The organism is Cribrihabitans marinus, assembly GCF_900109035.1.
GTDB classification, from domain to species: domain Bacteria; phylum Pseudomonadota; class Alphaproteobacteria; order Rhodobacterales; family Rhodobacteraceae; genus Cribrihabitans; species Cribrihabitans marinus.
The window spans coordinates 62600-87728 of record NZ_FNYD01000004.1 but is presented as its reverse complement, the minus strand read 5'-3'; the positions used below and the strand labels follow the sequence as shown (position 1 = coordinate 87728).

The window sequence follows — 25129 nt, the reverse complement described above, 5'->3', positions numbered from 1 at the left end:
AAACCGTGGCTGGCGGTTACTCCGCCGGAACCGCGATCCCTACGATGGGACCCAGCGGAAAGCCCCCGTCGGCGCGGTCGATCCCGGGCGCGTAGAGGCGCGAGACGTTGCCGTCGAAATACAGCGCCTGCGGCGTCTTCAGCACGTCGCGGAACAGCGTTCCGAACTGGTGGAAGGTCACCGGGTTCTCGGAGATGGCAAAGACCACGCGGCTTCCATCGGCGCTGGTTCCGACCCCGTTGCGAATGTAGCGCGAGGTCGAGTCCTCGAGGAACCGGGGATGCAACGCACCGTCGATCACCAGCATCGGCCCGGATTGCGTCGCGAACCGGCAGTCCGGCGCCTGCTCAAGATAGTCGCCGGTCTCGATCACGTCGGCGCGGCCGTCGCGGATGCAGAACACGCCGTTGGGTAACAGGCCGAAATTGCCCGGACCGGCGCTGGCGATTACCCGCATTTCCTCTTCGCCATTCTCGATGTAATGGCCCACCGGGGCGCGATCCTCGTGATACATTCCGGCGTTCATTGCGAATTCCAGCTTTCGCCCCTCGTCGGCAAGCTGCCGGTCGACGGCCGGAAACTGGCCCAGGATGCTGCCGTCGGGGGCGCGCAGGAACAGGCGCAGATCGGCGCGTGTCGCGTCGACCTCGCAGATGGTGAAGCTGTTGCCGCCGCTGTCCAGGGCGCGGCACTCCACCGCCGCCGCCGATTCAGCCCAGAAGGCGGCGGCGAGGGCGGCCAGAACCGCCCGGATCACTCGTCCAGATCGCGGCGCACCGCGTCCTGTTCGAACATGGCTCTGGTCTCGTCCAGCCGGTCGAAGGTGCGGTCTAGCTGGAACCGCAGATCCGGCGAGAACTTGAGCGACAGCTTCTTGCCGATCACCCGGCGCAGCTCGCCCTTGTTGCGCGCCAGCAGACCCAGCACGTCGTCCTGCCCCTTGCCGCCCAGCGGAAGCACATAGGCGGTGGCGATCTTGAGGTCGGGCGAGGTGCGCACTTCGCCCACGGTGATCGAGAGACGGTTCAGGTCGGGGTCGTGGACGTCGCCGCGCGCCAGCACGTCCGACAGCGTGCGCCGGATCAATTCGCCCACGCGCAGCTGGCGCTGCGAAGGTCCGGGTCCGTCTTGAAATCTGTTCTTGGCCATGACTCCGATCTAAGCGGTTACGCGGGCTTTGCCAAGCGGGCCGCAACCGGATAGGAGGCAGGGATCCGCCATCGGGACAGGGAAAGCGAGACATGACGCAACGGCCAGGCATCGTCGTGACCGGAGCATCGGGCCGCATGGGCCAGATGCTGATCCGCACGATCACCGCCAGCGACAAGGCGCGGCTGGTGGGGGCGGTCGAACGCGCGGGGCATGACTGGATCGGCGCCGATCTGGGCGAGGCGATGGGCGGCGCAGCGCTGGGTATCAAGGTGACGGACGACCCGCTGGAGGCCTTCGCGCCGGCGCAGGCGGTGATCGACTTCACCGCGCCCGAGGCCACTCTGGAGTTTGCGACCCTGACCGCTCAGGCGCGGGCGGTGCATGTGATCGGCACCACCGGCATGACCGAAGAGCAGATCGCGCGCCTGGAGCCGGCGGCGCGGCATGCGGTGATCGTGCGCGCCGGCAACATGAGCCTCGGCGTGAACCTGCTGGTGCAGCTGACCCGCAAGGTGGCGGCCGCGCTGGAGGAGGATTTCGATATCGAGGTGATCGAGGCGCATCACCGCCACAAGGTCGACGCGCCTTCGGGCACCGCGCTGATGCTGGGCGAGGCGGCGGCCGAGGGGCGCGGCGTGGCGCTGGCCGATGTCTCTGATCGCGGGCGCGACGGGATCACCGGCGCGCGGACATCCGGCGCGATCGGTTTCTCGGCGGTACGCGGCGGCGATATCGTCGGAGAGCATGACGTCCTGTTTGCCGGCGAAGGCGAACGCGTCGTGTTGCGGCACGTGGCGACCGACCGGGCAATCTTTGCCCGCGGCGCGCTCCGGGCGGCGCTCTGGGGGCAGGGCAAGGCGCCCGGCCATTACAGCATGGTCGACGTGCTGGGACTGTAGCGCCAGACCCTACAGGTTCTTCAGCCGGTCGGCACGCAGCGGGCAGGCGAGGTAGACGCCGAATTCCTTGCCGATATCGGCACTGACGCGCGCGTGCACGCGGCCCTGGCGATCGAGGAAGCGTTGCTCGTCCTCGGCGGGGAACACGCCCTCGTGCCAGATCCCGGCATGGATGTAGATGCCGGTGCTGCCGTCGCTCCAGAACGCCACCACCGTGTCCGGCGTCAGGTTGTCGCCGGGCAGCGCGGCGGGCACGATGAAGGGCTTGCGGTCGAGCGGAAAGAACATCTGCCCGCCATCGGGGTGATAGTTCATGTGCCAGAGCAGAACCTGGTCGCGCGGAACGCTGGGCGCATCGGCCTGCGCCGTCTGCGGGTCGGTCGACCAGCCCAGCACATAATGCCCGCCCACCGCCTCGTTGCGGCCATAGAGCACGTCGCCCTTCCAGCGGCATTCGAACGTGCCCTCGACCGCGCCGGCCTCGTCGCCGGTGTCCTCGTCCACCGGCCGCCATCCTTGCTGAGGCCAGCGCGTGATCTCGATCTCGAACCCGTCGGGATCCTCCACCACGCAGCCATAGCCCTTGAGCGTTTCGTTCGTAGCACGGATCAGCGGAACCTCGTGCAACGGCAGCGAGGGTTTGCTGCTCGCCTCGAACAGGTATTGCGGCGACGTCATGCGGTTTCCTCCAGGTGGGCGTCCACGACTCGCTGAACCACCGGCGCGAAATGCGCAAAGCCGGGCGTGTCCATGTCGGCCATCTTGCCGGCGTCGTCGAGATAGCGCACCTGCACAATGGCCTTGAGGTTGGGGTTTTCCTCGAACGCCGCGACCTCCTCGTCGGTCATCGGGCCGCCCTGCAGCTTCAGCGAATGGACCGAGGCGTCGGAGAGCCGCGCGAAATAGTCGGGCCGCGTGGCGCAGAGATAGCGCTTGGCCGCCACGTGATACCGCACGCAATCGGTGACGATCGAGGGGAAGAACGGCGCCAGGACCTCGGCGCCGGCATCCTCGTGATGGCGGTCCTCGGTGTCGTCCATGCTGAATGTGCCGAATTCCGAGGTGAAATGGCCGATATCGTGCAGCAGCGCCGCGACAACGATGTCCTCGGGCAGCCCGCCACGCTCGGCCATCGTCGCGCCCTGCAGCATGTGCTCGGCCATTGTCACCGGCTCGCCCAGGTATTCCTCGCCGCCTCGCCGCTCGAAGATATCGGCCAGGAACGGAACGATGGTGTCGCGGGTCAGGTCGGGCCGGGTCATTCCGCCGCCTCCGGTTGCTGCGCCTGAAGCGCCGCCAAGGTCGAGAGCAACCCGTCCTTGTCGGCATAACATCCCTGCAGCCAGCGCGATCCCGAGCCTGAATAGCCCTTGCGCGCGTGCAGAACGCGGGTGTTGTCGACGATGAAGCTTTCGCCCGGTTCCAGCTTGAACGACACTCCCATCGCCGGGTCGTCGATCAACTCGCCCAACCGGCGATAGGCGGCGTAATAGGCCTCCATGTCGTCAAAGGGTATGTCGACCAGCGGTGCGGTCGAACGATTGTTGAACCGGATCGCCTGCAACTGCCCGTCCGGCGACAGCTCGATCATGGGGCGGCGCGCGCGCAGGCAGACACCTTCGGTACCGCGATATTCGAACCGCGCGGGATGCCCGGCCAGCAGCGCAAACCCGGCGGGGTCCTCCTCGCGCAGCCGCTCGGCGGCGCGGAACCCGTCGACCACGATCGACTCTCCGCCCTCGGCGGAGTTCTCCAGGCAATAGAGTATCTGCAGCGTCGGAACCGGGTCGCGATAGGGGTTGTCGGTATGGGCCTGCAGGCCCAGCCCGGTATAGGCCAGGTTGCTGGGGTTCACCTCGGTGCGGACCTCGAAGAAGCGCCCGTAATTGGTCTCGCGCACATGGCCGAAGAGATCCGCCACCCGCAGCAGCGCCTCGGGCTCGGCCGGGCCGCCGGTCAGCTTGGCAAAACCCAGTTCCGCCACCGCCGCCAGCCAGTCGCGCAGGGCCCGCGGGTTCGAGCGGACATCCCGCCAGTCGGAGCAGGGGGCCGGCATGGTGCCATCCCAGGTGGTCGTGCCCTTGGGCAGGAGCGGGGTCTGGCCGGCATGGTCATAAACGTGATCGGCCAGCCAGGTTCCGGGGAAGTCCACGGTCTTGCCCTCGGGCGCGAAAGTCACGCGCAGATCGCCGCCGGCCAGTTGCGCATCCGTGATCGCGAGGTCGGCGGGGATGTCCGACAGGGTGATCAGGCGCTGGCGGTTGCCAGGGTCGCGGGTTTCGGGATCCAGCGCGTTGTCACGCAGCCATATCGCGTGGAACCGGGCCGCGGTGCCATCGACGAACGCGACGGTGACCTGCCGCGCGGAAAAGGTGACGGAGCGAAGCATGGGAACTCCTCGATGGGTATGGGGTTCCTTGTGCTGATACAACTGCACTGGCATAAACTCAATTAAACCAAATTCATGCTTAGGGCAGGAAAATCTTATGGCAAAGCGCGGTCTGCCGCCTCTGGACTGGTTGCGCGTGTTCGAGGCCGCCGGCCGGCTTGGCGGATTTTCCAGTGCAGCGCGGGAATTCGGGCTGACCCAGGCGGCGGTCAGCCAGCGCATCGCGAACCTCGAGGCCTGGCTGGGCCGGCCGCTCTTCGTGCGCGAGGCGCGCGGCGTCTCGCTGACCATGGATGGCGAGGCCTATCTGCCGCTGGTGCAGGAGGGGATCGGCTCGCTTCAGCGCAGCACCGAGGATCTGTTCGGCACCGCCCCGCGCGAGCTGCGCATCGCCGGCATGACCTCGCATATCCATGCCCTGCTGCTACCCCGGTTGGGTGCGTTCCTGCAGGCGCATCCGGATCTGCGCGTGCTGACCGAGGCGCTGTCGCAGAGGTTGGATTTCGACGATCAGACCACGTGGTTGCAGATCCGGTTCGAGCGCGGCGGATGGCCGGGACGCACCGCGCGCCGCATCTGCCGCGAGATCCTAGCGCCGATGGCCGCACCGGGGGTCGGATGGGGCGCGCCGTTGATCGAGCTGCGGGGCTCGCGCCCCGGCTGGCAGGTCTGGGCGCAGGAGATCGGAATGGAACTGGATTGGCACGCGGGCCTGAGCGTCGATTCGATGGAACATGCCCTGACAGCGGCCCGGCTGGGCCAGGGGGTCGTGCTGGGGTCCTTGGCGCTGGCGCGGGAGGCGCTGGCGGATGGTCGGCTGGTCCGGCTGGACCTGCCCGAACTGCAGACCGAGGACAGCTACTGGCTGACCTGGCCCGACGGCCGGCTGGCGGCGCGGCGCATGCGCGCGCTGGTCGAGGCGCTCCTTGACGAACTGGTGCGCGGGCAAGAGTGATCCAATCCGCCGCCTGCTGCGTAAACTCATCAGGATACGCTGAAAAGGGTGCAAGCCATGTTGGGAAAATCCACCGTCTGTCTGACCCTGTTCCTGCTGGCCGGTCCGGCCTATGCCGAATTCGCCAAGGTCGACAGCGAACGCGCCTTCAAGTCCATCGTCAGCGGCAAGACGCTGACCCGACCCATGGTCCGCCTGCGCGTGTCGCCGCAAGGTGACATCAGCGGCCGCGGTCTGACCTGGGATGTCGAGGGCAGCTGGAGCTGGCGTGACGGCTATTTCTGCCGTGACCTCTATTGGGGTGGCAGCGCCTTGGGCTACAATTGTCAGGAAGTGCGGGTGAAGGGGTCTCAGATCCGGTTCACCTCCGACCAGGGCGCGGGCGACTCCGCCGATTTCCGTCTCCGCCCCAACTGACGACCGTTGAATATCAACGCCGTGCAAGTCGGCTTTGGATGGCCTGAACCACGCCGCAAGGGGCGGGACCCCAGATGGCCGCGCCCAGCCCGAATATCGTGACGCCCAGTGCCGTCTCAAGTAAGACAATGTCGGAATCGCGGTATTCGGCTGTTGCAATACCGACAAGGTGGCGTTGAAAAATGTCCAGCAGCGCGACACTCGCCGATTGGGGCCGCGCAGCAGGCGAAGTCCGGAATTGGCCGGCGCAGTGATCGCGACGCGCGGCAAGCGCATGGCGGGTCCGCCTCAGAAATCGATGGCGATGCCCTTTTTCTCCCAATCGCCAAAGCGCACGGGTTCCGGCCCGTCGCGCCCGCCCAGTTCCTTGGGCAGCGGTTTGGCCTCGGCCATCTGTTTGCGGCGTCGTTCCTCGGCCTCGGCCAGGGCGCGCCGGGCGGCCGGCGGCAGATCCTTTGGCGTATCGCTCATCGCTCGGGTTCCTTTATCTGCATGCCCTTGATATACGCCCGCGTCCGCATCCTGCAATGCGGTCAAGAGGTCACGGTCGGAAAGGCGGACATGGCGGATACGGCGACGGCGGCGCGGCAGAGCGCGATCCACCTGCTCGATCAGGTGCTGGGCGAGGGGCGGCTGCTGCCGGAATGCCTGGCGGCCGGCGCGCTGGACCGGCTGGACCCGTCCGAGCGGGCGCGGGCGCAACGGCTGGCCCTGCAGACCCTGACCTGGCTGGAACGGGCCGACCGCCTGCTCAAGCCGCATCTGCGCAAGGCGCCGCCGCTCACCGTGCGTAACACGCTGCGGCTGGGCGCGGTGGAACTGGCGCAGGGCGAGGCGGGGCACGGGGTGGTCAACGCGATGGTTCAGATCACCGGCGCGCATCGTCGTCATGCACGCCTCAAGGGGCTGGTCAACGCGGTCCTGCGCAAGCTGGCAACCGACGCGCCGGTGAAATGGGACAGCCTGCCGGTGCCGCGCCTGCCGCGCTGGTTGCGCGATCCGCTGGTGCAGGCCTGGGGCGGCAAGGCGGTGGCGGCGATGGAGCGCGCCCATGCCGCCGGCGCGCCGCTGGACCTGACCGTGAAACCGGGCGGGACGGCGCCCGAAGGCGAGATGCTGCCGACCGGATCGCTGCGGCTGACGGCGCCGGGCCAGGTCTCGGCGCTGCCGGGCTTTGAGCTTGGCGACTGGTGGGTGCAGGACGCCGCCGCGGCGCTGCCCGCCCGGGTGCTGGCGGTGCGGCCGGGCGAGGCCTGTCTGGACCTGTGCGCCGCGCCGGGCGGCAAGACGTTGCAGCTGGCCGCTGCCGGGGCGGATGTCACCGCGCTCGACATCTCCGAGGCGAGGATGCGGCGCGTGCGCGCCAATCTCGACCGCACAGGGCTGACGGCGCATCTGGTCGTTGGCGACGCGCTGGAGCATCGCGGCCAGTATGACGCGATCCTGCTGGACGCGCCCTGTTCCGCCACCGGCACGATCCGGCGCCACCCGGACCTGCCCCATGCCAAGGACGGCTCGGAATTCGGCGCGCTGATCGCGCTGCAATCGGAGATGCTGGACCACGCCATCGACCTGCTCGGGCCCGGCGGGCGCCTGGTCTACTGCACCTGTTCGCTGTTGCCGGACGAGGGCGAGGTGCAGGTCGAAGAGGCGCTGGCCCGCTTCCCGGACCTGACCGCCGACCGCGCGGCGCTGGACCTGCCCGGTGTCGAACCGGGCTGGATCACCAAGGAGGGCGGGTTGCGGCTCCGCCCCGATTACTGGCCGGATCTCGGCGGAATGGACGGGTTTTACATGGCCTGCCTGCGCAAAGCCGGGTAGCCCGCGACTTCGGCGGTGACTTGCCGGCCCGCCGGCGCTATCCTGAGGGTAAACGCCAAAGAGCGTGAGAGGCAGTGCAGATGTCCAGTCCTGACAGCATGGCGGGCCGATGGTGGCGGTTGCAGAACCGCTACTATGCGCGCAGGAGCCGGCGCCAGAAATCCGTCACCGGGTTCGTCTCGCAACCCGAGCCGCGCACAATCGGCTCGTTTGCGCGTGGTCGTCAGCTGGTGGCGGGCAACCTGCTGTTTGCCGGGTACCTGGTGGAATCGCGCGATGCGAACCTGTGGGACGTGAAATCGCCCAATGCCGCGTTTGACGCCGAACGTCATGGTTTCGTCTGGCTCGACGACCTGGCGGCGGTGGGCGACGCGCGGGCGCGGGTCAAGGCGCAGGCCTGGCTGTGGGACTGGATCGCGCAGCACGGCCACGGGCGCGGCCCGGGCTGGACGCCGGAACTGGCCGGACGGCGGGTGATCCGCTGGATCAACCACGCGCTGTTCCTGCTGCGCGGCGTCGATTCGCAGCAGAGCAAACTGTTCTTCCGCTCGCTGGCCCAACAGACCTGGTTCCTGTCGAAACGCTGGAAGGGCGCGACACCGGGCCTGCCGCGCTTCGAGGCGCTGACGGGGTTGATCTATGCCGGGCTGGCGCTTGAGGGGCTGGAGGATTACGCCGACCCCGCGGTGCGGGCGCTGGCCCGCGATTGCGACAGCCAGATCGACGATCAGGGCGGGCTGCCCACCCGCAATCCCGAAGAGCTGCTGGAGGTGTTCACGCTGCTGATCTGGGCAGCCGCCGCCCTGCACGAGGCCGGGCGCGGTGTGCCGCCGGCCCATCTGGCGGCGATCGAGCGGGTCGCGCCGACCCTGCGCGCGCTGCGCCATGCCGATGGCGGGCTGGCCCGGTTCCACGGCGGCGGCCGGGGCCTGGAGGGGCGGCTGGACCATGCGCTGGCCGCCAGCGAGGTCAAACCGGTGCGCAGCGACAGCCTGGCGATGGGATACGCCCGCCTCGCCGCCGGGCGCACCAGCGTGATCGTGGATGCCGGCGCGCCGCCGCAGGGCAAGGCGTCCTACAATGGCCACGCCTCCACACTGGCCTTCGAGCTGACCTCGGGGCGGCGACCGCTGATCGTCAATTGCGGATCGGGGGCCAGTTTCGGTGTCGAATGGCGCCGGGCCGGGCGTGCGACGCCCTCGCATTCGACCCTGTGCCTGGCCGGGTATTCCAGCGCCCGCCTGTCAGCGCCGGTGCGCGGCACCGGGCAGGAGGCGCTGATAAAAGGGCCGCGCGATGTGCCGGTGGATCTGTGCGATCTGACCGACGGGTTCCGCTTCCAAGGCGGGCATGACGGCTATGTGCCGGTCTACGGGCTGACCCATGCCCGCACGCTGGAGTTGGCCTTCGACGGGCGGGGGCTGGCCGCCGAGGACATGCTGCTGGCGATGGAGGATTCCGACAAGCGGCGATTCGACCGGGCGCTGGATGCCTCGGTCCTGTCCGGCGTCGGCTTCGACATCCGCCTGCATCTGCATCCCGAGGTCGACGCGGCGCTGGACCTGGGCGGGGCGGCGGTGTCGATGGCGCTGAAAAGCGGCGAGATCTGGGTGTTCCGGCATGACGGGCGGCACAAGCTGGCGCTGGAACCCAGCGTCTACCTTGAGCGCGGGCGGCTGAAACCTCGCGCGACAAAACAGATCGTTCTATCCGGCCGCGCGATGGAGTATGCGACGCGCATCCGGTGGTCTCTGAGCAAGGCGCAGGATACGGCGATTGCCATTCGAGACCTGAACCGGGATGAACCCGACTTCGACTGACTGTCAAAAAGGACCCCAGCAACATGACCGACCTGCATCCGGTGCGCCGCGCGCTGCTTTCCGTTTCCGACAAGACCGGGTTGACGGACCTGGGCCGTGCGCTGGCCGATCGCGGGGTCGAGCTGCTGTCCACCGGCGGGACGGCACGGGCGCTGCGCGAGGCGGGGCTGGAGGTGCGTGACGTGGCCGAGGTCACGGGCTTTCCCGAGATGATGGATGGCCGGGTCAAGACGCTGCACCCGATGGTGCATGGCGGGCTGCTGGCGCTGCGCGACGATGACGGGCATGTGGCCGCGATGGAGACGCACGGGATCGGCGCCATCGACCTGCTGGTCGTCAACCTCTACCCGTTCGAGGAGACCGTGGCCAAAGGCGCGGATTACGATACTTGCGTCGAGAATATCGACATCGGCGGACCGGCGATGATCCGGGCGGCGGCCAAGAACCATGCCTTCGTCAATGTCGTCGTGGATATCGAGGACTACGCGCCGCTGCTGGCCGAACTGGACGCGCGGGACGGGGCCACGACCTATGCCTTTCGGCAGACCCTTGCCCAGACCGCCTATGCCCGGACTGCGGCCTATGACGCGGCGGTGAGCAACTGGATGGCGGAGGCGCTGTCGCTCGCCGCGCCGCGCCGCCGGACGGTGGCGGGAACCCTGTCGCAGACCCTGCGCTATGGCGAGAACCCGCACCAGGGCGCGGCGTTCTATGTCGATGGCAGCGCCCGGCCCGGCGTCGCCACCGCGCGGCAGGTTCAGGGCAAGGCGTTGAGCTACAACAACATCAACGACACTGACGCGGCCTTCGAACTGGTCAGCGAATTCGCCCCCGGCGACGGCCCGGCGGTGGCGATCATCAAGCACGCCAACCCCTGCGGCGTGGCCCGTGGGGAGACGCTGACAGAGGCCTACAAAAAAGCATTCGATTGCGACCGCACTTCGGCCTTCGGCGGGATCGTCGCGCTCAACATGCCGCTGGAAGCCGACACCGCGCGCGAGATTACCGGGATCTTCACCGAGGTGGTGATCGCCCCCGGCGCCTCGGAGTCAGCCATCGAGACCTTCGCGGCCAAGAAGAACCTCCGCCTGCTGCTGACCGATGCCTTGCCGGACCCACGCGATGCCGGCCTGACCACGCGGCAGGTGTCGGGCGGGATGCTGGTGCAGGACAAGGATGTCGGCCATCGCGGTCTTGACGATCTGAAGGTCGTGACCAGGAAGGCGCCGACCGACGACCAGATGCGCGATCTGCTGTTTGCGTGGAAAGTCGCCAAGCATGTGAAGTCCAACGCCATCGTCTATGTCAGGGACGGCCAGACCGTTGGTGTCGGCGCCGGCCAGATGAGCCGCCTGGACAGCGCCACCATCGCCGGCGTCAAGGCGCAGCGGATGGCCGAGGTGCTGGACCTGCCCGATAGCCTGGCCAAGGGCTCGGCGGTGGCATCGGATGCGTTCTTTCCGTTTCCCGACGGGCTGCTCGAGGCCGCCGCCAACGGCGCGACCTGCGTGATCCAGCCTGGCGGCTCCATGCGCGACGACGAGGTGATCGCGGCGGCCGACGAGGCGGGGCTGGCGATGGTCTTCACCGGCATGCGGCACTTCCGGCACTGATGCGGGAGGGGCTGATATACGCCGTCGCGCTGGTGGCGCTGGTGCTGGATCAGGCGAGCAAATACGCGGTGATCCACGTGATGCAACTCGACCGGCGCATGTCGATCGACGTGCTGCCGCCGCTGCTGAACTTCCGATACGGCGAGAATCGCGGGATCAATTTCGGACTGTTCCAGGAGGCGGGCGACGCCTCGCGCTGGATCCTGATCGGCCTGTCGCTGGCGATCTGCCTTGGCGTCTGGATCTGGCTGCGGCGCAGCGGCGGGAAGGTCTGGATGCGTATCAGCGCCGGCCTGCTGATCGGCGGGGCGCTGGGCAATGTCGTCGACCGGCTGCTCTACGGCTATGTTCTGGACTTCCTCAACATGTCCTGCTGCGGCATCGACAACCCGTTTGTGTTCAACGTCGCGGACATCTTCATCTTTGCCGGCGCCATCGGGTTGATCCTATTCGATGGTCGCGGCGCGAAAAAGGCCCCGTGACGGGGATGGTCAAATCGGCTAAAACGCGGGCGAACAGGCAGGAGACGACCATGCGGACAGCGTTGACAGGCTTCGTCATCGCAGCGGCGACCACGCTGGCCGGCTGTGCCGATCAGGGGCTGCGCGTGATACGCCCGCCCGGAAGCGGCCCGGACGAGTTTGCGATTTCACCGGTCAAGCCGCTGACGGAACCTCAGGATTTCTCGACCCTGCCCGCGCCCACGCCCGGCGGGCGCAACCTGACCGATCCCACGCCACAGGCCGACGCGGTCGAGGCGCTGGGCGGGCGGGCCTCGGCCCTGGCTGGCAATGGCGTTCCGGCGGGCGATGCGGCGCTGGTCAATGTCGCCAGCCGCTATGGCGTGCCGGCCAACACGCGGGCCGTTCTGGCCAAGGAAGACGCCGAGTTCCGCAAGCGGCGCGGGCGGTTCACGAATATCCGGCTGTTCCGCGTCGACCGCTACGAGCAGGCCTATGCCCGCCAGGATATCGACCCCTGGGTCGTACAGGACCGGTTCCGCAAGGCCGGCGCGGAAACGCCGACCTCTCCGCCGGACAACTGACCCCGCAACTTTCCGTGGGCCGGCTTGAAACCGGGACCGTCCATAGTACGTAGAAGGGCTGAAGCAAACCCGACCGAACTGCCCAGGCGGCATAGCGCCGCCTGGGCATCGCACGGAGGACGACGGATGATCCGATCCCTGGCCCGCGCTGCCGCGCTTGCCGTCACTCTGCCGCTTGCCGCGGCGGCGCAAACCGATGACGTGACCACGTTCACGCTCGACAACGGCATGGAGGTCGTGGTGGTCGAGGATCATCGTGTGCCGGTCGTGCAGCACATGGTCTGGTATCGCGCCGGGTCGGCGGACGAGCCGATCGGATCGTCCGGCGTGGCGCATTTCCTCGAGCACCTGCTGTTCAAGGCCACCGACGACATGGAGGCCGGTGAGTTGTCGGCCACCGTGGCGGCCAATGGCGGGCGCGACAATGCCTTCACGTCCTACGACTACACCGCCTATTTCCAGCGCGTCGCCGCCGACCGGCTGGGCCTGATGATGGAGATGGAGGCCGATCGGATGCGCGACATCCGCCTGACCGAGGCCGATATCGCCACCGAGCGTCAGGTGATCCTGGAAGAGCGCAACCAGCGCACCGAGAACAACCCCCGCGCCCTGTTCGGCGAACAGTTGAACGCGGCGCAGTATCTCAACCACCGCTACGGGGTTCCGATAATCGGCTGGCGGCACGAGATGGAGACGCTGGACATGGAGGACGCGCTGTCCTTCTACCGGACCTACTACGCGCCCAACAACGCGATCCTGGTGGTGACCGGCGATGTCGATCCCGAGGAGGTGCGCGCGCTGGCGGAAACCCACTACGGGGCGATCCCGGCCAACACCGACCTGCCGCCCCGCGTGCGGTCGCAGGAGCCGCCGCAGACTGCCGAGCGGCGGCTGACCTTCCGCGATGCCCGTGTGGCCCAACCTTATTTGCAGCGCAGCTATCTCGCGCCCGAGCGCGACTCCGGTGACCAGAAGACGGCCGCCGCGCTCTACCTGCTGGCGCAGTTGCTGGGTGGCGGACAGACCTCGTATCTGAACCAGAAGCTGCAATTCGACAGCAACACGGTGGTCTATGCCGGTGCCTTCTACCGGGGCACCTCGCTGGACGACACGACCTTCGACCTGATCGTGGTGCCGGCCGAAGGGGTCAGCCTGCAGGAGGCCGAGGAAGCGATGGATCGCGCCGTGGCCGATTTCCTGTCGGAGGGTGTGAACCAGGAGGATCTGGACCGTATAAAGATGCAGCTGCGCGCCGAACAGATCTATGAGCGCGATGATGTCGACCGGATCGGCAACCGCTATGGCCGGGCGCTGGCCAGCGGGCTGAGGGTAGAGGATGTGCAGGCCTGGCCCGAGCTGGTCCAGAACGTGAGCGGCGAGCAGATCATTGCCGCCGGACGCGCGGCGCTGCGGCCCGAGGTCTCGGTCACGGGTTGGCTGATGCGCGACGAGGAGGTGACGCAATGAAGGTTCTTGTGACGCGGCTTGCCGCTTGCCTGGTGGCGCTCGGCCTGGCCGTGCCCGCATGGGCAGAGATCGAGATCGAGGAAGTGACCTCGCCTGGCGGCATCGACGCCTGGCTGGTCGAGGATCATTCGATCCCCTTCACGGCGCTGGAACTGAGGTTCCGGGGCGGCACCTCGCTGGATCGGCCGGGCAAGCGCGGCGCGGTGAACCTGATGACCGGCCTGATCGAGGAGGGGGCCGGGGACATGGATGCGCAGGCCTACGCCCGCGCGCTCGAGTCGCTGGCGGCCACTTTCGACTACGATGCCGGCGACGACAGCGTGTCGATCTCGGCGCGGTTCCTGACGGAAAACCGCGACGAGGTGATCGACCTGCTCTATACCACGTTGCACCAGCCGCGCTTCGACCAGGACGCGGTCGACCGGGTGCGGGGCCAGGTCATTTCGGGCCTGCGCTCGGACGCCAAGGATCCGAACGAGATCGCCGGCGAGGCGTTTTCCAGGATGGCCTATGGCGATCATCCCTATGGCAGCGACGGACGGGGTACGATCGAGAGCGTCACCGGCCTTACCCGCGACGATATCCTGACAGCCCATCGCGACGTGCTGGCGCGCGACCGGCTTTATGTCGGTGCCGTCGGCGACATCACCGCCGAAGAGCTGGGCGCGCTGCTGGACCGGCTGCTGGCCGATCTGCCCGCCGAGGGCGCGCCGATCCCCGGCAAGGCGGATGTCACGATCGACGGCGGCGTCAGCATCGTCGAGTTCGACACGCCGCAATCGGTCGCGCTGTTCGGGCAGAAGGGTATCGACCGGCACGACCCGGACTTCTTCGCTGCCTACATCCTGAACCACATCCTCGGCGGCGGCGGGTTCGAGAGTCGGCTGATGAACGAGGTCCGGGAGAAACGCGGGCTGACCTATGGTGTCTATTCCTACCTCGTGCCCAAGGATCTCGCCTCGGTCTACATGGGCTCGGTGGCTTCGGGGAACGACCGGATTGCCGAGGCGATCGAGGTGATCCGCGAGGTCTGGTCGCGCACGGCGCGCGAGGGCGTGACCGCCGAGGAGCTGGAGCAGGCCAAGACCTATCTGACCGGCGCCTATCCGTTGCGGTTCGACGGCAACGGACGCATCGCCTCGATCATGGTCGGGATGCAGATGGACGACCTGCCGACCGACTACATCGCCACGCGCAACGACAAGGTCGAGGCGGTCACGCTGGACGAGGTGAACCGGGTGGCGCGGGAATTGCTGGATCCCGACGGGCTGCATTTCACCGTGGTCGGCAAACCGACCGGGCTGGACGGCTGACACGCGCCGAGATGGGTCAAGCGTCGGAAGATGCTGTCGGCCGGAGAAATGGGTCGGCGGCCCGGCGATTCGCGCCCGGCGATCCCACGCGACGTGCTAGGCTTTGTTCCGGTAGAACCAGGACACGGAGCACCGACATGGCAGAACCAAGAGACCTGATCGGCAGTTGGCGGATGAGGTCCTGGACCCGTGAGGCCGTTGCGACCGGAGTGGTGAGCGATGCGATGGGGCCCAACCCGGTGGGCTATATCGCCTATCACGCGGACGGGCGCATGATGGCAACCGTGTTCCGGGCCGAGCGGCCGCCGGCGAATGGCGGCCCGTTGACCGAGGCCGACAAGGCGCGGCTGTTCGACACGATGCTGGCCTACGTGGCGCGTTACAGCATCCAGGGCGACCAGGTGATCCACCACGTCGAACGCGCCTGGAACCCGAACTGGGAGGCCGATCTGTCCCGACCCTTCACGCTGGTCGGGCGGCACCTGTCGATCCGCGGCGCCCCCGGGGTCGATCCGGCCACCGGCGAAGAAGTGATCTATCGCATGGAGTTCGAGAAGGTCTGAGGCCCGCGCCTGTGCGGGATCCGGTCATTCTCCGTAGGGCACCCAGACGTTTTTGACCTCCGTGGCGGCCTGCAGGAACCGGCGCGTGTGATCCTGCGACCAGTCCAGCGCCGTGGCGTTGTTGACCCAGGTCCGTTTCAGGTTGCCGGCCGCCGCGCGCTCGATCTCTTCCGACAGGTCCGACGACGAGAAGCTCCAGACCGCATCGACATTCAGATGCTTCGCCAGCGGTCCCGCCAGCTCGGCATGGCTGCCGGTCAGGATGTTGACCACCCCCGCCGGCACGTCCGAAGTTTCGAGCACCTGGTAGAAATCGGTCGCCGCCAGCGGATAGGGTTCGGACGCGGCCAGCACCACCCGGTTGCCCATGGCGACGGCGGGTGCCATGGCCGAGACCAGCCCCAGCAGCGGCGCCTCGTCGGCGCAGAGCGCGCCGATAACGCCCACCGGTTCCTTCATCGCCAGCGCGACACCGCGGATCGGCACGCCGTGCACCTGGCCGTCATACTTGTCGGCCCAGGCAGCGGCGGTGAACAGCCGCTGGATCGACGCCTCGACCTCGGCCGCGCCCCCACGCTTGCCGGTCATTTTGTCGATGCGGTGGGCGAACTCGTCGGCCCGCGCCGACAGGTTCTCGCCGATGTAGTAGAGGATCTGCGCGCGCAGATGGCCGGTGGTCTTCGACCATGCCGCCGCACCCGCCGCCGCCTCGACCGCGTTGCGCACGTCCTTGCGGTTGGCCAGGCCCACATGACCCAGCAGGCCCGACTTGCCCCAGACAGGGCGGGAATAGCCGCCATCCGGCCGCGCCTGCTTGCCGCCGACATAGAGCTTGGCGGTGCGGTCAATCGGATCCACCGGGGCACCGTCGCCGGTGACCGGCTCGACCGGTTTCAGAGCGGCGCGCTTGCCCTTGGGCCGGGTGTAGGCCGCCAGCCCCTCCCAGCCGCCTTCACGGCCGAAGCCGCTTTCGCGCACCCCGCCAAAGCCCGCCGCGGCGTCGAACAGGTTGGTGGCGTTGACCCAGACGACGCCCGCGGCCAGCTTGGGCGCGATGTCCAGCGCCAGGTTCACGTTCTCGGTCCACAGCGTCGCGGCCAGCCCGTAGCGGGTGTTGTTGGCCAGCTCCACCGCCTCGCCCGGCGTGCGGAACGTGCAGGAGACCAGGACCGGGCCAAAGATCTCTTCCTGCATCAGCGGATCCGACGGCGCCAGCCCGGTGATCAGGGTCGGCGGATAGAAACAGCCGTTCTCGGGCAGATCGCAGGCGGCGTGATGGGTGTGCCCGGCGGTGTTGCCGTCGACCAGTTCGCGGATCGTCTGCAACTGCACGGGGTCCACCACCGCGCCCACGTCGATGCATTTGTCCAGCGGGTTGCCGACGCGCAGGCCGTCCATCCGGGCGCGCAGCTTGTCGTGGAACCGCTCGGCGATGCCCTCCTGCACCAGCAGGCGCGACCCGGCGCAGCAGACCTGGCCCTGGTTGAACCAGATCGCGTCCACCAGCCCCTCGATGGCGCTGTCGATATCGGCGTCGTCGAAGACGATATAGGGCGACTTGCCGCCCAGCTCGAGCGTCAGTTCCTTGCCCGATCCCGCCGTCGCCTCGCGGATGCGCCGACCCACCGAGGTCGAGCCGGTAAAGGCGATCTTGTCCACCTCTGCGGCGACGATCATCTCGCCCACAGCGCCATTGCCGGTGACGATGTTCACCACGCCCTTGGGCAACCCGGCCTGCCGGCAGATATCGGCGAACAACAACGCGGTCAGCGAGGTGTATTCGGCCGGTTTCAGCACCACGGTATTGCCCATGGCCAGCGCCGGCGCGATCTTCCAGGACAGCATCAGCAGCGGGAAGTTCCACGGGATGATCTGCCCGCAGACGCCCAGCGGCTCGGCCTCGGGCAGCTCGCTCTCCATCAGCTGCGCCATGCCCGCGTGGTAGTAGAAATGCCGCTGCGCCAGGGGGATGTCGATGTCGCGGCTCTCGCGGATCGGCTTGCCGTTGTCGAGGCTTTCCAGAACCGCGAACAGGCGCGAGTGCTTCTGCAAGAGCCGCGCGATGGCATAGAGATACCGCGCACGGCCCGCGCCGCCCATCCCGGCCCATTTCGGCTGCGCCTTGCGGGCGGCCGTCACCGCCGCGTCCACATCCGCCTGCGTCGCCTGCGTGAGCGTCGCCAGTACCTCGCCATCCGCCGGGTTGCGGCTCTCGAACCCGTCGCCGGGCGCGGTGAACGCGCCGTCGATGAAATGGCCGAACCGGTCGCCCTGGTCGACCAGCCAGGCCAGCGCCTCGGCGGCGCTTTCGGGGGCGGGGCCGTAATCCATCGTCTCGAAGATTTCCTTGACTGTCATGGCTTCATCTTTTCCCAAATACTCACAGCGCAGGTCCCGGCCAGGCGGTCATCCTGCGGCATGCCTGTAGCCGGCGGAATAGGCGCCGGTGACATGGTGTTCCAGCTGCCGCTCGATATCGCCCAGCAACGACGAGGCGCCGAAGCGGAACAGGTCCGGTTCCAGCCAGCGGTCGCCCAGCTCGTCCTTCATGAGCGCCAGGTAGGTCAGCGCATCCTTGGCCTTGGAAATGCCGCCCGCGGGCTTGTAGCCGACGCGGTGGCCGGTGCGCTGGTAATAGTCGCGGATGGCGCGGAGCATCACCAGGCTGACGGGCAGGGTGGCGTTCACGCCTTCCTTGCCGGTCGAGGTCTTGATGAAATCGGCGCCTGCCATCATGCAGACCAGCGAGGCGCGCGCCACGTTGCGCAGGGTGCCCAGCTCGCCTGTGGCCAGGATCGCCTTGACATGTGCCTCGCCGCAGGCGGCGCGGAACGCCTGCATCTCGCCATAGAGCGCCTGCCAGTCGCCGTTCAGCACGTGGCGGCGCGAGATGACGATGTCGATCTCGTCCGCGCCCGCCTTCACGCTTTCCTCGACCTCGGCCACCCGCAGGTGAAAAGGCGACAGGCCGGCGGGAAAGCCGGTGCTGACCGCAGCCACGGGGATGCCTGTGCCGCGCAGCGCGTCCACCGCGGTCTCCACCATGTCGTGATAGACACAGACCGCGCCGGTGGTGATCGCATCCATGCCCAGCGCGTCCAGCAGGTCGGCGCGCACCGGCTGGCGCGCCTTGGCACAAAGGCGGCGCACCCGTCCGGGCGTGTCGTCGCCGGCCAGCGTGGTCAGGTCGATCAGGGTGATGGCCTTCAGCAGCCAGGCGGCCTGGTGGTCCTTTTTCACCGACCGGCGGCCGGGCAGCGTGGCGGCGCGGCGCTCGATGGCCGAGGTGTTGGCCTGCACCGCGCGCACCCAGTCCATGTCCAGCGCCATCCCGGGATTCCGTGCCTCGGCCAATTGCGGAAGATGCGCCGTGCGCTCAGGGCTGTGCGTCTGCATCGTCGTCATCCTTGAGGAGGTTCGCAGGCACGTTTGCACTTGTGCGACATGTTGGCAAGCAAGGCAGGGCGGTTCCCGCCGGATTTTTGACCGTTTGGACAAAACTTGCCAGTGTTATTGCGACTTATTCGCAATTGCATTGACAGAGTTGCGAGTGGTTCTCATATTCAACCGGACCGAAGCCGAGAAAGGACCATCATGATTCGCCGTCAGTTTCTCTTGACCCTGGCCCTTGCGCTGGCCCTGCCCGTGACAGCGCGGGCCGAGCCGCCGCTGAGTGTGGTGGCGACGACCGGCATGATCGCGGACGCGGTGCGGCAGGTCGGTGGCGATCAGGTCGAGGTTCGGGCGCTGATGGGGCCGGGGGTCGATCCGCATGCCTATCGCCAGACCCGGAGCGACATCGTCGCGATGACGCGCGCCGATCTGGTCCTGTGGCACGGGCTCTATCTCGAGGCGCAGATGGAGGATTTCTTTGCAGATCTCGGGCGCGCGCGCGAGGTCGTGGCCGTGGCCGAACGCATCGACCGGGACCGGTTGCGCGCCCATGACGACTATGCCGACAAGTTCGACCCGCATGTCTGGATGGCGCCCGAGCTGTGGCGCGAGGTCGTCGTGGCCGTGCGCGACACGTTGAGCGATCAGCGCCCCGAAAGTGCCGAGGCCTTTGCCGCCAATACCGAGGCGCATCTGGCCGAGCTGGACCGGCTGCACGAATATTCACGGCAGGTGCTGTCCGGCGTGCCGCCCGAGCGGCGCGTGCTGGTGACGGCGCATGACGCCTTCGGCTATTTCGGGGCGGAATACGGGTTCGAGGTTCTGGGCATCCAGGGCATCTCGACCCAGAGCGAGGCGGGCCTGAACCGCATCCGCGAATTGGTGGATACGCTGGTCGAGCGCCGCGTCACGGCCGTCTTCGTGGAAAGCTCGGTCTCCGACCGCTCGATCCGCGCGCTGATCGAGGGCGCCGAGGCGCGGGACCACGAGGTTCGGGTCGGCGGCGAGCTCCACAGCGATGCGATGGGCCAGCCCGGCTCCTATGAGGGAACCTATGTCGGCATGATCGACCACAACGTGACCGTCATCGCCGGGGCGCTGGGCGCCGAAGTGCCCGAACGCGGCATGGACGGCAAACTGTCGGCGGGGTTCTGAGACATGCTTCAGCTTGCAACCCGCGACGGATCCCCGGCCCCGGCCGCCGGGCTGGACCACAGCCCGCTGGCGATCCGCGGCCTGACCGTCTCTTACGGTGAGAAACCCGCCGTGTTCTCTGTCGACATGACCGTGCAGCCCGGTGCGATGACCGCAATCATCGGGCCGAACGGGGCCGGAAAGTCGACCCTGCTCAAGGCGGCGCTGGGCATCATCCGCCCGCTGTCGGGGCAGGTGACGGTGCTGGGCCGGTCGCTGGATGCGCAGCGCGCCCGCATCGCCTATGTTCCGCAGCGGGCCAGCGTGGACTGGGATTTCCCGACCCATGTGATGGATGTCGTCCTGATGGGCCTCAACCGCGAGCTTGGCCTCCTGGGCCGGGTGCGCGCCTGGCACAAGGCGCGGGCGATGGACTGCCTGCGGCGCGTGGGGATGCAGGATTTCGCCGATCGCCAGATCGGCCAGCTGTCCGGCGGCCAGCAGCAGCGTGTCTTCCTGGCCCGCGCCCTGGCGCAGGACGCCGAGCTCTATCTTCTGGACGAGCCCTTTGCCGGGGTCGATGCGGCCACGGAAAAAGCGATCATCTCGGTCCTCAAGGCACTTAAGGACGCCGGAAAGACCGTCGTCGCGGTGCATCACGACCTGTCCACGGTGGCGGATTATTTCGACAACGTGTTCCTGATCAACACCCGCAAGGTGGCCGAGGGACCGGTGTCCGAGGTGTTCACCGCCGGCAACCTCCAGGCCGCCTATGGCGGGCGCCTGGCCACTGCGCAGGTCGATCAGCTGTCGGCCCTGCCGGCCTAGATCGATGCTGCGCGATGCCCTGCTTCTGCAGCTTGGCTACAACGCCACGCTGGTCGCGATCGGTGCGACCCTTCTGGGGGTGGCCGCCGGGTGCACCGGGACCTTCCTGTTCCTGCGCAAGCGCGCACTGGTCAGCGATGCGGTCAGCCACGCCACCCTGCCGGGCATCTGCCTGGCCTTCATGGCGATGGTGGTGCTGGGCGGCGACGGGCGGAACCTGCCCGGCCTGCTGGCGGGCTCGGCGCTGTCGGCCTGGATCGGGCTTTTGTGCATGACCTGGCTGACCCGCCGCACACGGCTGGCCGAGGATGCCGCCATCGGCGCGGTGCTGTCGGTCTTCTTCGGGTTCGGTGTCGTGCTGCTGACGGTGATCCAGACCATGAGCGCGGGGCGCCAGGCGGGGCTGGAAAGTTTCCTTCTGGGTTCGACCGCGGGCATGCTGCGCAGCGACGCGGTCATCATCGCGCTGGGCGGGGCGCTGTCGCTGGCTCTGATCCTGATGTTGCGGCGGCCGATGACCCTGGTCGCGTTCGATCCGGAATACGCCGCCGCGCGGGGCCTGCCGGTCACCCGGATCGACCTGACGATCATGGGTCTGGTGATGGCGGTCACAGTGGTCGGGCTCAAGATCGTCGGCCTGATCCTGATTGTCGCCCTGCTGATCATTCCGCCGGTCACCGCGCGGTTCTGGACCGACCGCTCGGATCGCGTGGTCCTGCTGAGCGGGCTGGCCGGCGGGCTGGCCGGCTATGTCGGCGCGGCGCTGTCGGCCTCGGCGCCGAACCTGCCCACCGGGCCGATCATCGTTCTGGTCAGCTTCGCGCTTTTCGCGCTGTCGCTGCTGCTGGCGCCGGGGCGCGGCGTGCTGGCGGCGGTGCTGCGGCACCTCCGCTTCCAGCGCCGGGTCCACCTGCGGCAGGGGCTGCTGGCTCTGGCGCAGGGCCAGCCGATCTATGAGCCGTTGACCCTGCGTCTGCTGCGCCGCAACGGGCTGGTGCGTGCTGACGGGGTGGCGACCGAGACCGGCCGCGCGCGGGCCGCCAAGGCGTTGCGCGACGAAAAGCGCTGGGAGATCGTGCGCTCCGACCTGGCCCATGAGGCGGTCGCGGCGCTTTATGACGGGTTGCGCGATATCGAGACGGTGCTGACCCGGGACCAGATCGTCGAGATCGACCGCCGGATCGGCGGCCCGCAGGGGGTGGCGACATGAGCGGTGCCGAGTTCGTGCCCCTGTCGCTGACGCCGCTGCTGATCGGCATCTGTGCGGCGGTGGCCTGCGCCCTGCCGGGCAATTTCCTGGTGCTGCGGCGGCAGGCGCTCATCGGCGACGCGATCAGCCATGTTGTCCTGCCGGGCATCGTCGTGGCCTTTCTGCTCACCGGCGTGATCTCGGCCTGGCCGATGATGCTGGGTGCGGCCGGGGCGGCGGTGATTGCCGTGATCCTGATCGAGGCGGTTCGTAGGTTGGGCCGGATCGAGCCGGGCGCCGCGATGGGCGTGGTGTTCACCGCCATGTTCGCCTTCGGGGTTCTGCTGCTCGAACAGACCGACACGTCGTCGGTGCATCTGGATGTGGAGCACGCGCTCTATGGCAATCTCGAAAGCCTGATCTGGCTGGACGCGACGGGCTGGGCCTCGCTCATGGACCCCGAGGCGCTTCGCGGGTTGCCGTCCGAGCTTCCGCGCATGGCGCTGACCCTGCTGGCGGTCTGCCTGTTCACCTGGCTGTTCTGGCGTCCGCTCAAGATCTCGACCTTCGACGAGGGTTTTGCCGGGACGGTCGGCATTGCCACGGCGCCCCTGGGCCTGGCGCTGGTGATCGTGGCGGCGGTGGCGGCGGTGGCGGCCTTCGATGCGGTGGGTTCGATCATCGTGATCGCCATGTTCATCTGCCCGCCGGCGGCGGCGCGGATGATGACCAACCGGCTGGAGCGGCAGGTCGCCTGGAGCGTGGTTTTCGCGGTGGCCGCTGCGGTGTCGGGATACGTGCTGGCGGGATACGGCCCGCTGTGGCTGGGTGGCGCCGACGCGATCAGCGCGGCGGGGATGATCGCCACCATGTCGGGGGTGATTCTGGCCGTGACTGCCCGGTTCGGTCCCTGCCGAACCCGCACAGGGGCCCCCGTTCAGGGGTAGCGCAAACAATTTTCGGGTCAGAATCACCCGGATTCCGGCTGTTCCCCGCCGATACGGGGAAACCCCAATATCCAAACCGAAGTCTCTGCCCTAACTTGATCCTGTGACGGAGCGCTTTGGGGAGAAGCTTCGCCCACCACTCACGCGCGCGCCCGGCCCGTGCCGTCGCAGGAACCGCCGTTGATCAATGGCGCGTCTGGCGGCCCGGGCCGGGCCACTCTTTTTCCGGCCTCCGATACCGCATCGAACGGTGGCAGAATCGGCCCGGACCATGCTAAGTCTTGGGGTATGGCGCAGGCGAACCCCAATATGATGCAGGATCCTCCGGAAATCCGACAGCTCGACGAGTCGGCCGTAAACCGTATCGCCGCCGGCGAAGTGGTCGAGCGCCCGGCCTCGGCGGTCAAGGAACTGGTCGAGAACGCGCTGGACGCCGGGGCCACGCGAATCACCGTGGATATCGCCGATGGCGGCAAGACGCTGATCCGGGTCACGGATGACGGCTGCGGCATCCCGGCCGCGCAACTGCCCCTGGCGCTGACCCGCCACGCCACGTCCAAGATCGACGGCTCGGACCTTCTGAACATCCACACATTCGGCTTTCGCGGCGAGGCGCTGCCGTCGCTCGGCGCGGTCGGGCGCCTGACGATCACCAGCCGGGTGCCGGGTGCCGACGCGGCGGCGATAAAGGTCTCCGGCGGGCAGGTCGGGACGGTTCGACCCGCGGCGCTCCGGTCGGGAACGGTCGTGGAGCTGCGCGATCTGTTCCATGCCACGCCGGCGCGGCTGAAATTCATGCGAACGGATCGTGCCGAAACCCAGGCGATCGCGGACACGGTCAAGCGGCTGGCGATGGCCGAGCCTGCGGTCGGGTTTACCCTGCGGGATATGTCGGGCGGTGGCGAGGGCCGCGTCTCGTTCCGCGCCGATCCGGAGAGCGGCGACCTGTTCGACGCTTTGCACGGCCGTCTGGCCCAGGTGCTCGGGCGCGAGTTCGCCGAGAACGCCCTGCGCATCGACGCCACCCGCGACGGGATCAGGCTGTTCGGCTATGCCGCGTTGCCGACCTATTCGCGCGGTGCGGCGGTGTCGCAATACCTGTTCGTGAACACCCGTCCGGTTCGTGACAAGATGCTGACGGGTGCCTTGCGCGCGGCCTATATGGACGTGCTCAGCCGGGACCGGCACCCGGCTGCGGCGCTGTTCGTCGATTGCGATCCGATGCTTGTCGACGTGAACGTGCACCCGGCGAAATCCGAGGTCCGGTTCCGCGATCCCGGCGTGGCGCGCGGGCTGATCGTCTCGGCCTTGCGCCATGCCCTGGCCGCGGCGGGACACCGGGCCTCTTCGACGGTGGCCGGGGCGACCCTGGGCGCGATGCGCCCGGAACCGGCGCCCGGCCCGGCGCGCATCTACCAGATGGACCGCCCCTCGCCGGCGGCCGGCCGGGCCGCGCACCAGGCGCAGGCCCCCGGCTTTGCCGAGATGGCGGATGCGTTCAGCGGCCGGATCGTGGCCGAGGAAGTGCCGGAGACGGGGGATGCGGACACCACGCCGGCGGAGCGGCTGCCGCTGGGCGCAGCACGCGGGCAGGTGCACGAGAACTACATCATCGCGCAGACGGCTGACGGCATGGTCATCGTGGATCAGCATGCCGCGCATGAGCGGCTGGTTTACGAGAATCTGAAGCGCCAGATGGCGGACACAGGGATCGCGGCGCAGGCCCTGCTGATCCCGGAGATCGTCGAGCTGTCGGAAGGCGACCGGGCCCGCCTGCTGGAGGTGAGCGACGAGCTGGCGCAGCTGGGCCTTGGCCTCGAACCCTTTGGCGGCGGCGCCATCGCGGTGCGCGAGACCCCGGCGGTTCTGGGAGAGGTGGACGTGCCCGCGATGATCCGGGACATCCTGGACGAGTTGGCCGACCAGGGCGAAAGCGCCACGCTGCGCGCCCGGATCGACGCGATCCTCAGCCGGGTCGCCTGCCACGGGTCGGTGCGCTCGGGCCGAAGGATGCGCGGCGAAGAGATGAACGCCCTGCTGCGCGAGATGGAGGCGACACCGATGTCGGGCCAGTGCAACCACGGCCGGCCCACCTATGTCGAGCTGAAGCTGAGCGATATCGAACGCCTGTTCGGACGCAGTTGATCCGGCCGCGCCGTTGCGGTAGGTATGAGACAAAACGTG

24 protein-coding genes are annotated in these 25129 nt (G+C 68.0%); 16 read left to right on the top strand and 8 right to left on the bottom strand.

Translation table 11 applies throughout. From position 1 onward, the window contains the following. Positions 1–16: 16 nt before the first annotated feature. Both BMX57_RS07610 and rbfA read right to left on the bottom strand, forming a co-directional pair. A complete protein-coding gene (locus BMX57_RS07610; protein WP_092365503.1) occupies positions 17–754 on the bottom strand; it encodes a phosphodiester glycosidase family protein in 738 nt (245 codons plus the stop codon). Then, complete coding sequence (rbfA, locus tag BMX57_RS07605; RefSeq protein WP_092364602.1) at positions 754–1149, bottom strand: 30S ribosome-binding factor RbfA; 396 nt, start codon at positions 1147–1149, stop codon at positions 754–756. The genes BMX57_RS07610 and rbfA overlap by 1 nt, the downstream gene beginning before the upstream one ends. A gap of 92 nt (positions 1150–1241) precedes the next feature. On the opposite strand from rbfA, the gene dapB reads away from it, so the two are divergent. Then, complete coding sequence (dapB, locus tag BMX57_RS07600; RefSeq protein WP_092364599.1) at positions 1242–2051, top strand: 4-hydroxy-tetrahydrodipicolinate reductase; 810 nt, start codon at positions 1242–1244, stop codon at positions 2049–2051. Positions 2052–2060: 9 nt separating this feature from the next. On the opposite strand, the gene BMX57_RS07595 is transcribed toward dapB, so the two are convergent. Genes BMX57_RS07595 through tmpA form a run of 3 tightly spaced genes read right to left on the bottom strand, consistent with a single transcriptional unit; the run spans position 2061 to position 4440 of the window. Next, positions 2061–2729 (bottom strand): ureidoglycolate lyase, encoded by a 669-nt coding sequence (locus tag BMX57_RS07595; RefSeq protein ID WP_092364596.1) that lies wholly within the window; start codon positions 2727–2729, stop codon positions 2061–2063. Further along, the gene (tmpB, locus tag BMX57_RS07590; protein WP_092364592.1) at positions 2726–3313 is read right to left on the bottom strand and encodes a (R)-1-hydroxy-2-trimethylaminoethylphosphonate oxygenase; all 588 of its coding nucleotides are present in this window, start codon (positions 3311–3313) and stop codon (positions 2726–2728) included. Before tmpB ends, BMX57_RS07595 begins: the two co-directional genes overlap by 4 nt. Continuing rightward, positions 3310–4440, bottom strand: a complete 1131-nt coding sequence (gene tmpA / locus BMX57_RS07585; RefSeq protein ID WP_092364589.1) for a 2-trimethylaminoethylphosphonate dioxygenase — start codon at positions 4438–4440, stop codon at positions 3310–3312. Before tmpA ends, tmpB begins: the two co-directional genes overlap by 4 nt. A 97-nt stretch (positions 4441–4537) precedes the next feature. On the opposite strand from tmpA, the gene BMX57_RS07580 reads away from it, so the two are divergent. Both BMX57_RS07580 and BMX57_RS07575 read left to right on the top strand, forming a co-directional pair. Further along, positions 4538–5395 (top strand): LysR family transcriptional regulator, encoded by an 858-nt coding sequence (locus BMX57_RS07580; RefSeq protein ID WP_092364586.1) that lies wholly within the window; start codon positions 4538–4540, stop codon positions 5393–5395. A 57-nt stretch (positions 5396–5452) separates the two neighbouring features. Beyond that, positions 5453–5812, top strand: coding sequence for a dihydrodipicolinate reductase (locus BMX57_RS07575; protein WP_092364583.1), 360 nt, complete (start codon positions 5453–5455; stop codon positions 5810–5812). A 288-nt stretch (positions 5813–6100) separates the two neighbouring features. On the opposite strand, the gene BMX57_RS07570 is transcribed toward BMX57_RS07575, so the two are convergent. Continuing rightward, entirely contained in the window at positions 6101–6283 is a 183-nt protein-coding gene (locus tag BMX57_RS07570; protein WP_092364580.1) for a DUF1674 domain-containing protein, read from the bottom strand. Between the two features lie 90 nt (positions 6284–6373). On the opposite strand from BMX57_RS07570, the gene BMX57_RS07565 reads away from it, so the two are divergent. The 8 genes from BMX57_RS07565 to BMX57_RS07530 all read left to right on the top strand — a co-directional run bounded on the left by BMX57_RS07565 (position 6374) and on the right by BMX57_RS07530 (position 15454). Beyond that, complete coding sequence (locus BMX57_RS07565) at positions 6374–7633, top strand: RsmB/NOP family class I SAM-dependent RNA methyltransferase (protein WP_092364579.1); 1260 nt, start codon at positions 6374–6376, stop codon at positions 7631–7633. Positions 7634–7713: 80 nt separating this feature from the next. Then, positions 7714–9453: a heparinase II/III family protein gene (locus BMX57_RS07560; protein ID WP_092364576.1), complete on the top strand. Its 1740-nt coding sequence runs from the start codon at positions 7714–7716 to the stop codon at positions 9451–9453. 23 nt (positions 9454–9476) lie between these two features. Then, positions 9477–11066 (top strand): bifunctional phosphoribosylaminoimidazolecarboxamide formyltransferase/IMP cyclohydrolase, encoded by a 1590-nt coding sequence (purH, locus tag BMX57_RS07555; protein ID WP_092364572.1) that lies wholly within the window; start codon positions 9477–9479, stop codon positions 11064–11066. Next, positions 11066–11548, top strand: a complete 483-nt coding sequence (gene lspA, locus BMX57_RS07550; RefSeq protein WP_092364569.1) for a signal peptidase II — start codon at positions 11066–11068, stop codon at positions 11546–11548. Before purH ends, lspA begins: the two co-directional genes overlap by 1 nt. 50 nt (positions 11549–11598) lie before the next feature. Continuing rightward, positions 11599–12111 carry a DUF3035 domain-containing protein gene (locus BMX57_RS07545; protein ID WP_092364566.1) on the top strand — a complete coding sequence of 171 codons (513 nt, stop codon included), beginning with the start codon at positions 11599–11601 and terminating at the stop codon, positions 12109–12111. A 126-nt stretch (positions 12112–12237) separates the two neighbouring features. After that, complete coding sequence (locus BMX57_RS07540; RefSeq protein ID WP_092364563.1) at positions 12238–13578, top strand: M16 family metallopeptidase; 1341 nt, start codon at positions 12238–12240, stop codon at positions 13576–13578. After that, complete coding sequence (locus BMX57_RS07535) at positions 13575–14891, top strand: M16 family metallopeptidase (protein WP_092364560.1); 1317 nt, start codon at positions 13575–13577, stop codon at positions 14889–14891. The genes BMX57_RS07540 and BMX57_RS07535 overlap by 4 nt, the downstream gene beginning before the upstream one ends. Positions 14892–15028: 137 nt before the next feature. Next, the gene (locus BMX57_RS07530; protein ID WP_092364557.1) at positions 15029–15454 is read left to right on the top strand and encodes a lipocalin-like domain-containing protein; all 426 of its coding nucleotides are present in this window, start codon (positions 15029–15031) and stop codon (positions 15452–15454) included. 24 nt (positions 15455–15478) lie between these two features. Here the strand turns inward: BMX57_RS07530 and BMX57_RS07525 are convergent, their stop codons facing one another. After that, positions 15479–17812 (bottom strand): aldehyde dehydrogenase family protein, encoded by a 2334-nt coding sequence (locus tag BMX57_RS07525; RefSeq protein WP_092364554.1) that lies wholly within the window; start codon positions 17810–17812, stop codon positions 15479–15481. 48 nt (positions 17813–17860) lie between these two features. Continuing rightward, positions 17861–18850 (bottom strand): deoxyribose-phosphate aldolase, encoded by a 990-nt coding sequence (gene deoC / locus BMX57_RS07520; protein WP_092364551.1) that lies wholly within the window; start codon positions 18848–18850, stop codon positions 17861–17863. A 198-nt stretch (positions 18851–19048) separates the two neighbouring features. On the opposite strand from deoC, the gene BMX57_RS07515 reads away from it, so the two are divergent. The 5 genes from BMX57_RS07515 to mutL all read left to right on the top strand — a co-directional run bounded on the left by BMX57_RS07515 (position 19049) and on the right by mutL (position 25090). After that, on the top strand, positions 19049–20002 hold the full coding sequence (locus BMX57_RS07515; RefSeq protein ID WP_092364548.1) for a metal ABC transporter solute-binding protein, Zn/Mn family: 954 nt from the start codon (positions 19049–19051) through the stop codon (positions 20000–20002). Positions 20003–20005: 3 nt separating this feature from the next. After that, positions 20006–20809 (top strand): metal ABC transporter ATP-binding protein, encoded by an 804-nt coding sequence (locus tag BMX57_RS07510; RefSeq protein ID WP_092364545.1) that lies wholly within the window; start codon positions 20006–20008, stop codon positions 20807–20809. 4 nt (positions 20810–20813) lie between these two features. Further along, positions 20814–22019: a metal ABC transporter permease gene (locus BMX57_RS07505; RefSeq protein WP_092364543.1), complete on the top strand. Its 1206-nt coding sequence runs from the start codon at positions 20814–20816 to the stop codon at positions 22017–22019. After that, entirely contained in the window at positions 22016–22945 is a 930-nt protein-coding gene (locus BMX57_RS07500) for a metal ABC transporter permease (protein WP_092364540.1), read from the top strand. Before BMX57_RS07505 ends, BMX57_RS07500 begins: the two co-directional genes overlap by 4 nt. Positions 22946–23233: 288 nt before the next feature. Beyond that, positions 23234–25090: a DNA mismatch repair endonuclease MutL gene (gene mutL, locus BMX57_RS07495; RefSeq protein WP_092364537.1), complete on the top strand. Its 1857-nt coding sequence runs from the start codon at positions 23234–23236 to the stop codon at positions 25088–25090. The last annotated feature ends 39 nt before the right edge of the window (positions 25091–25129 follow it).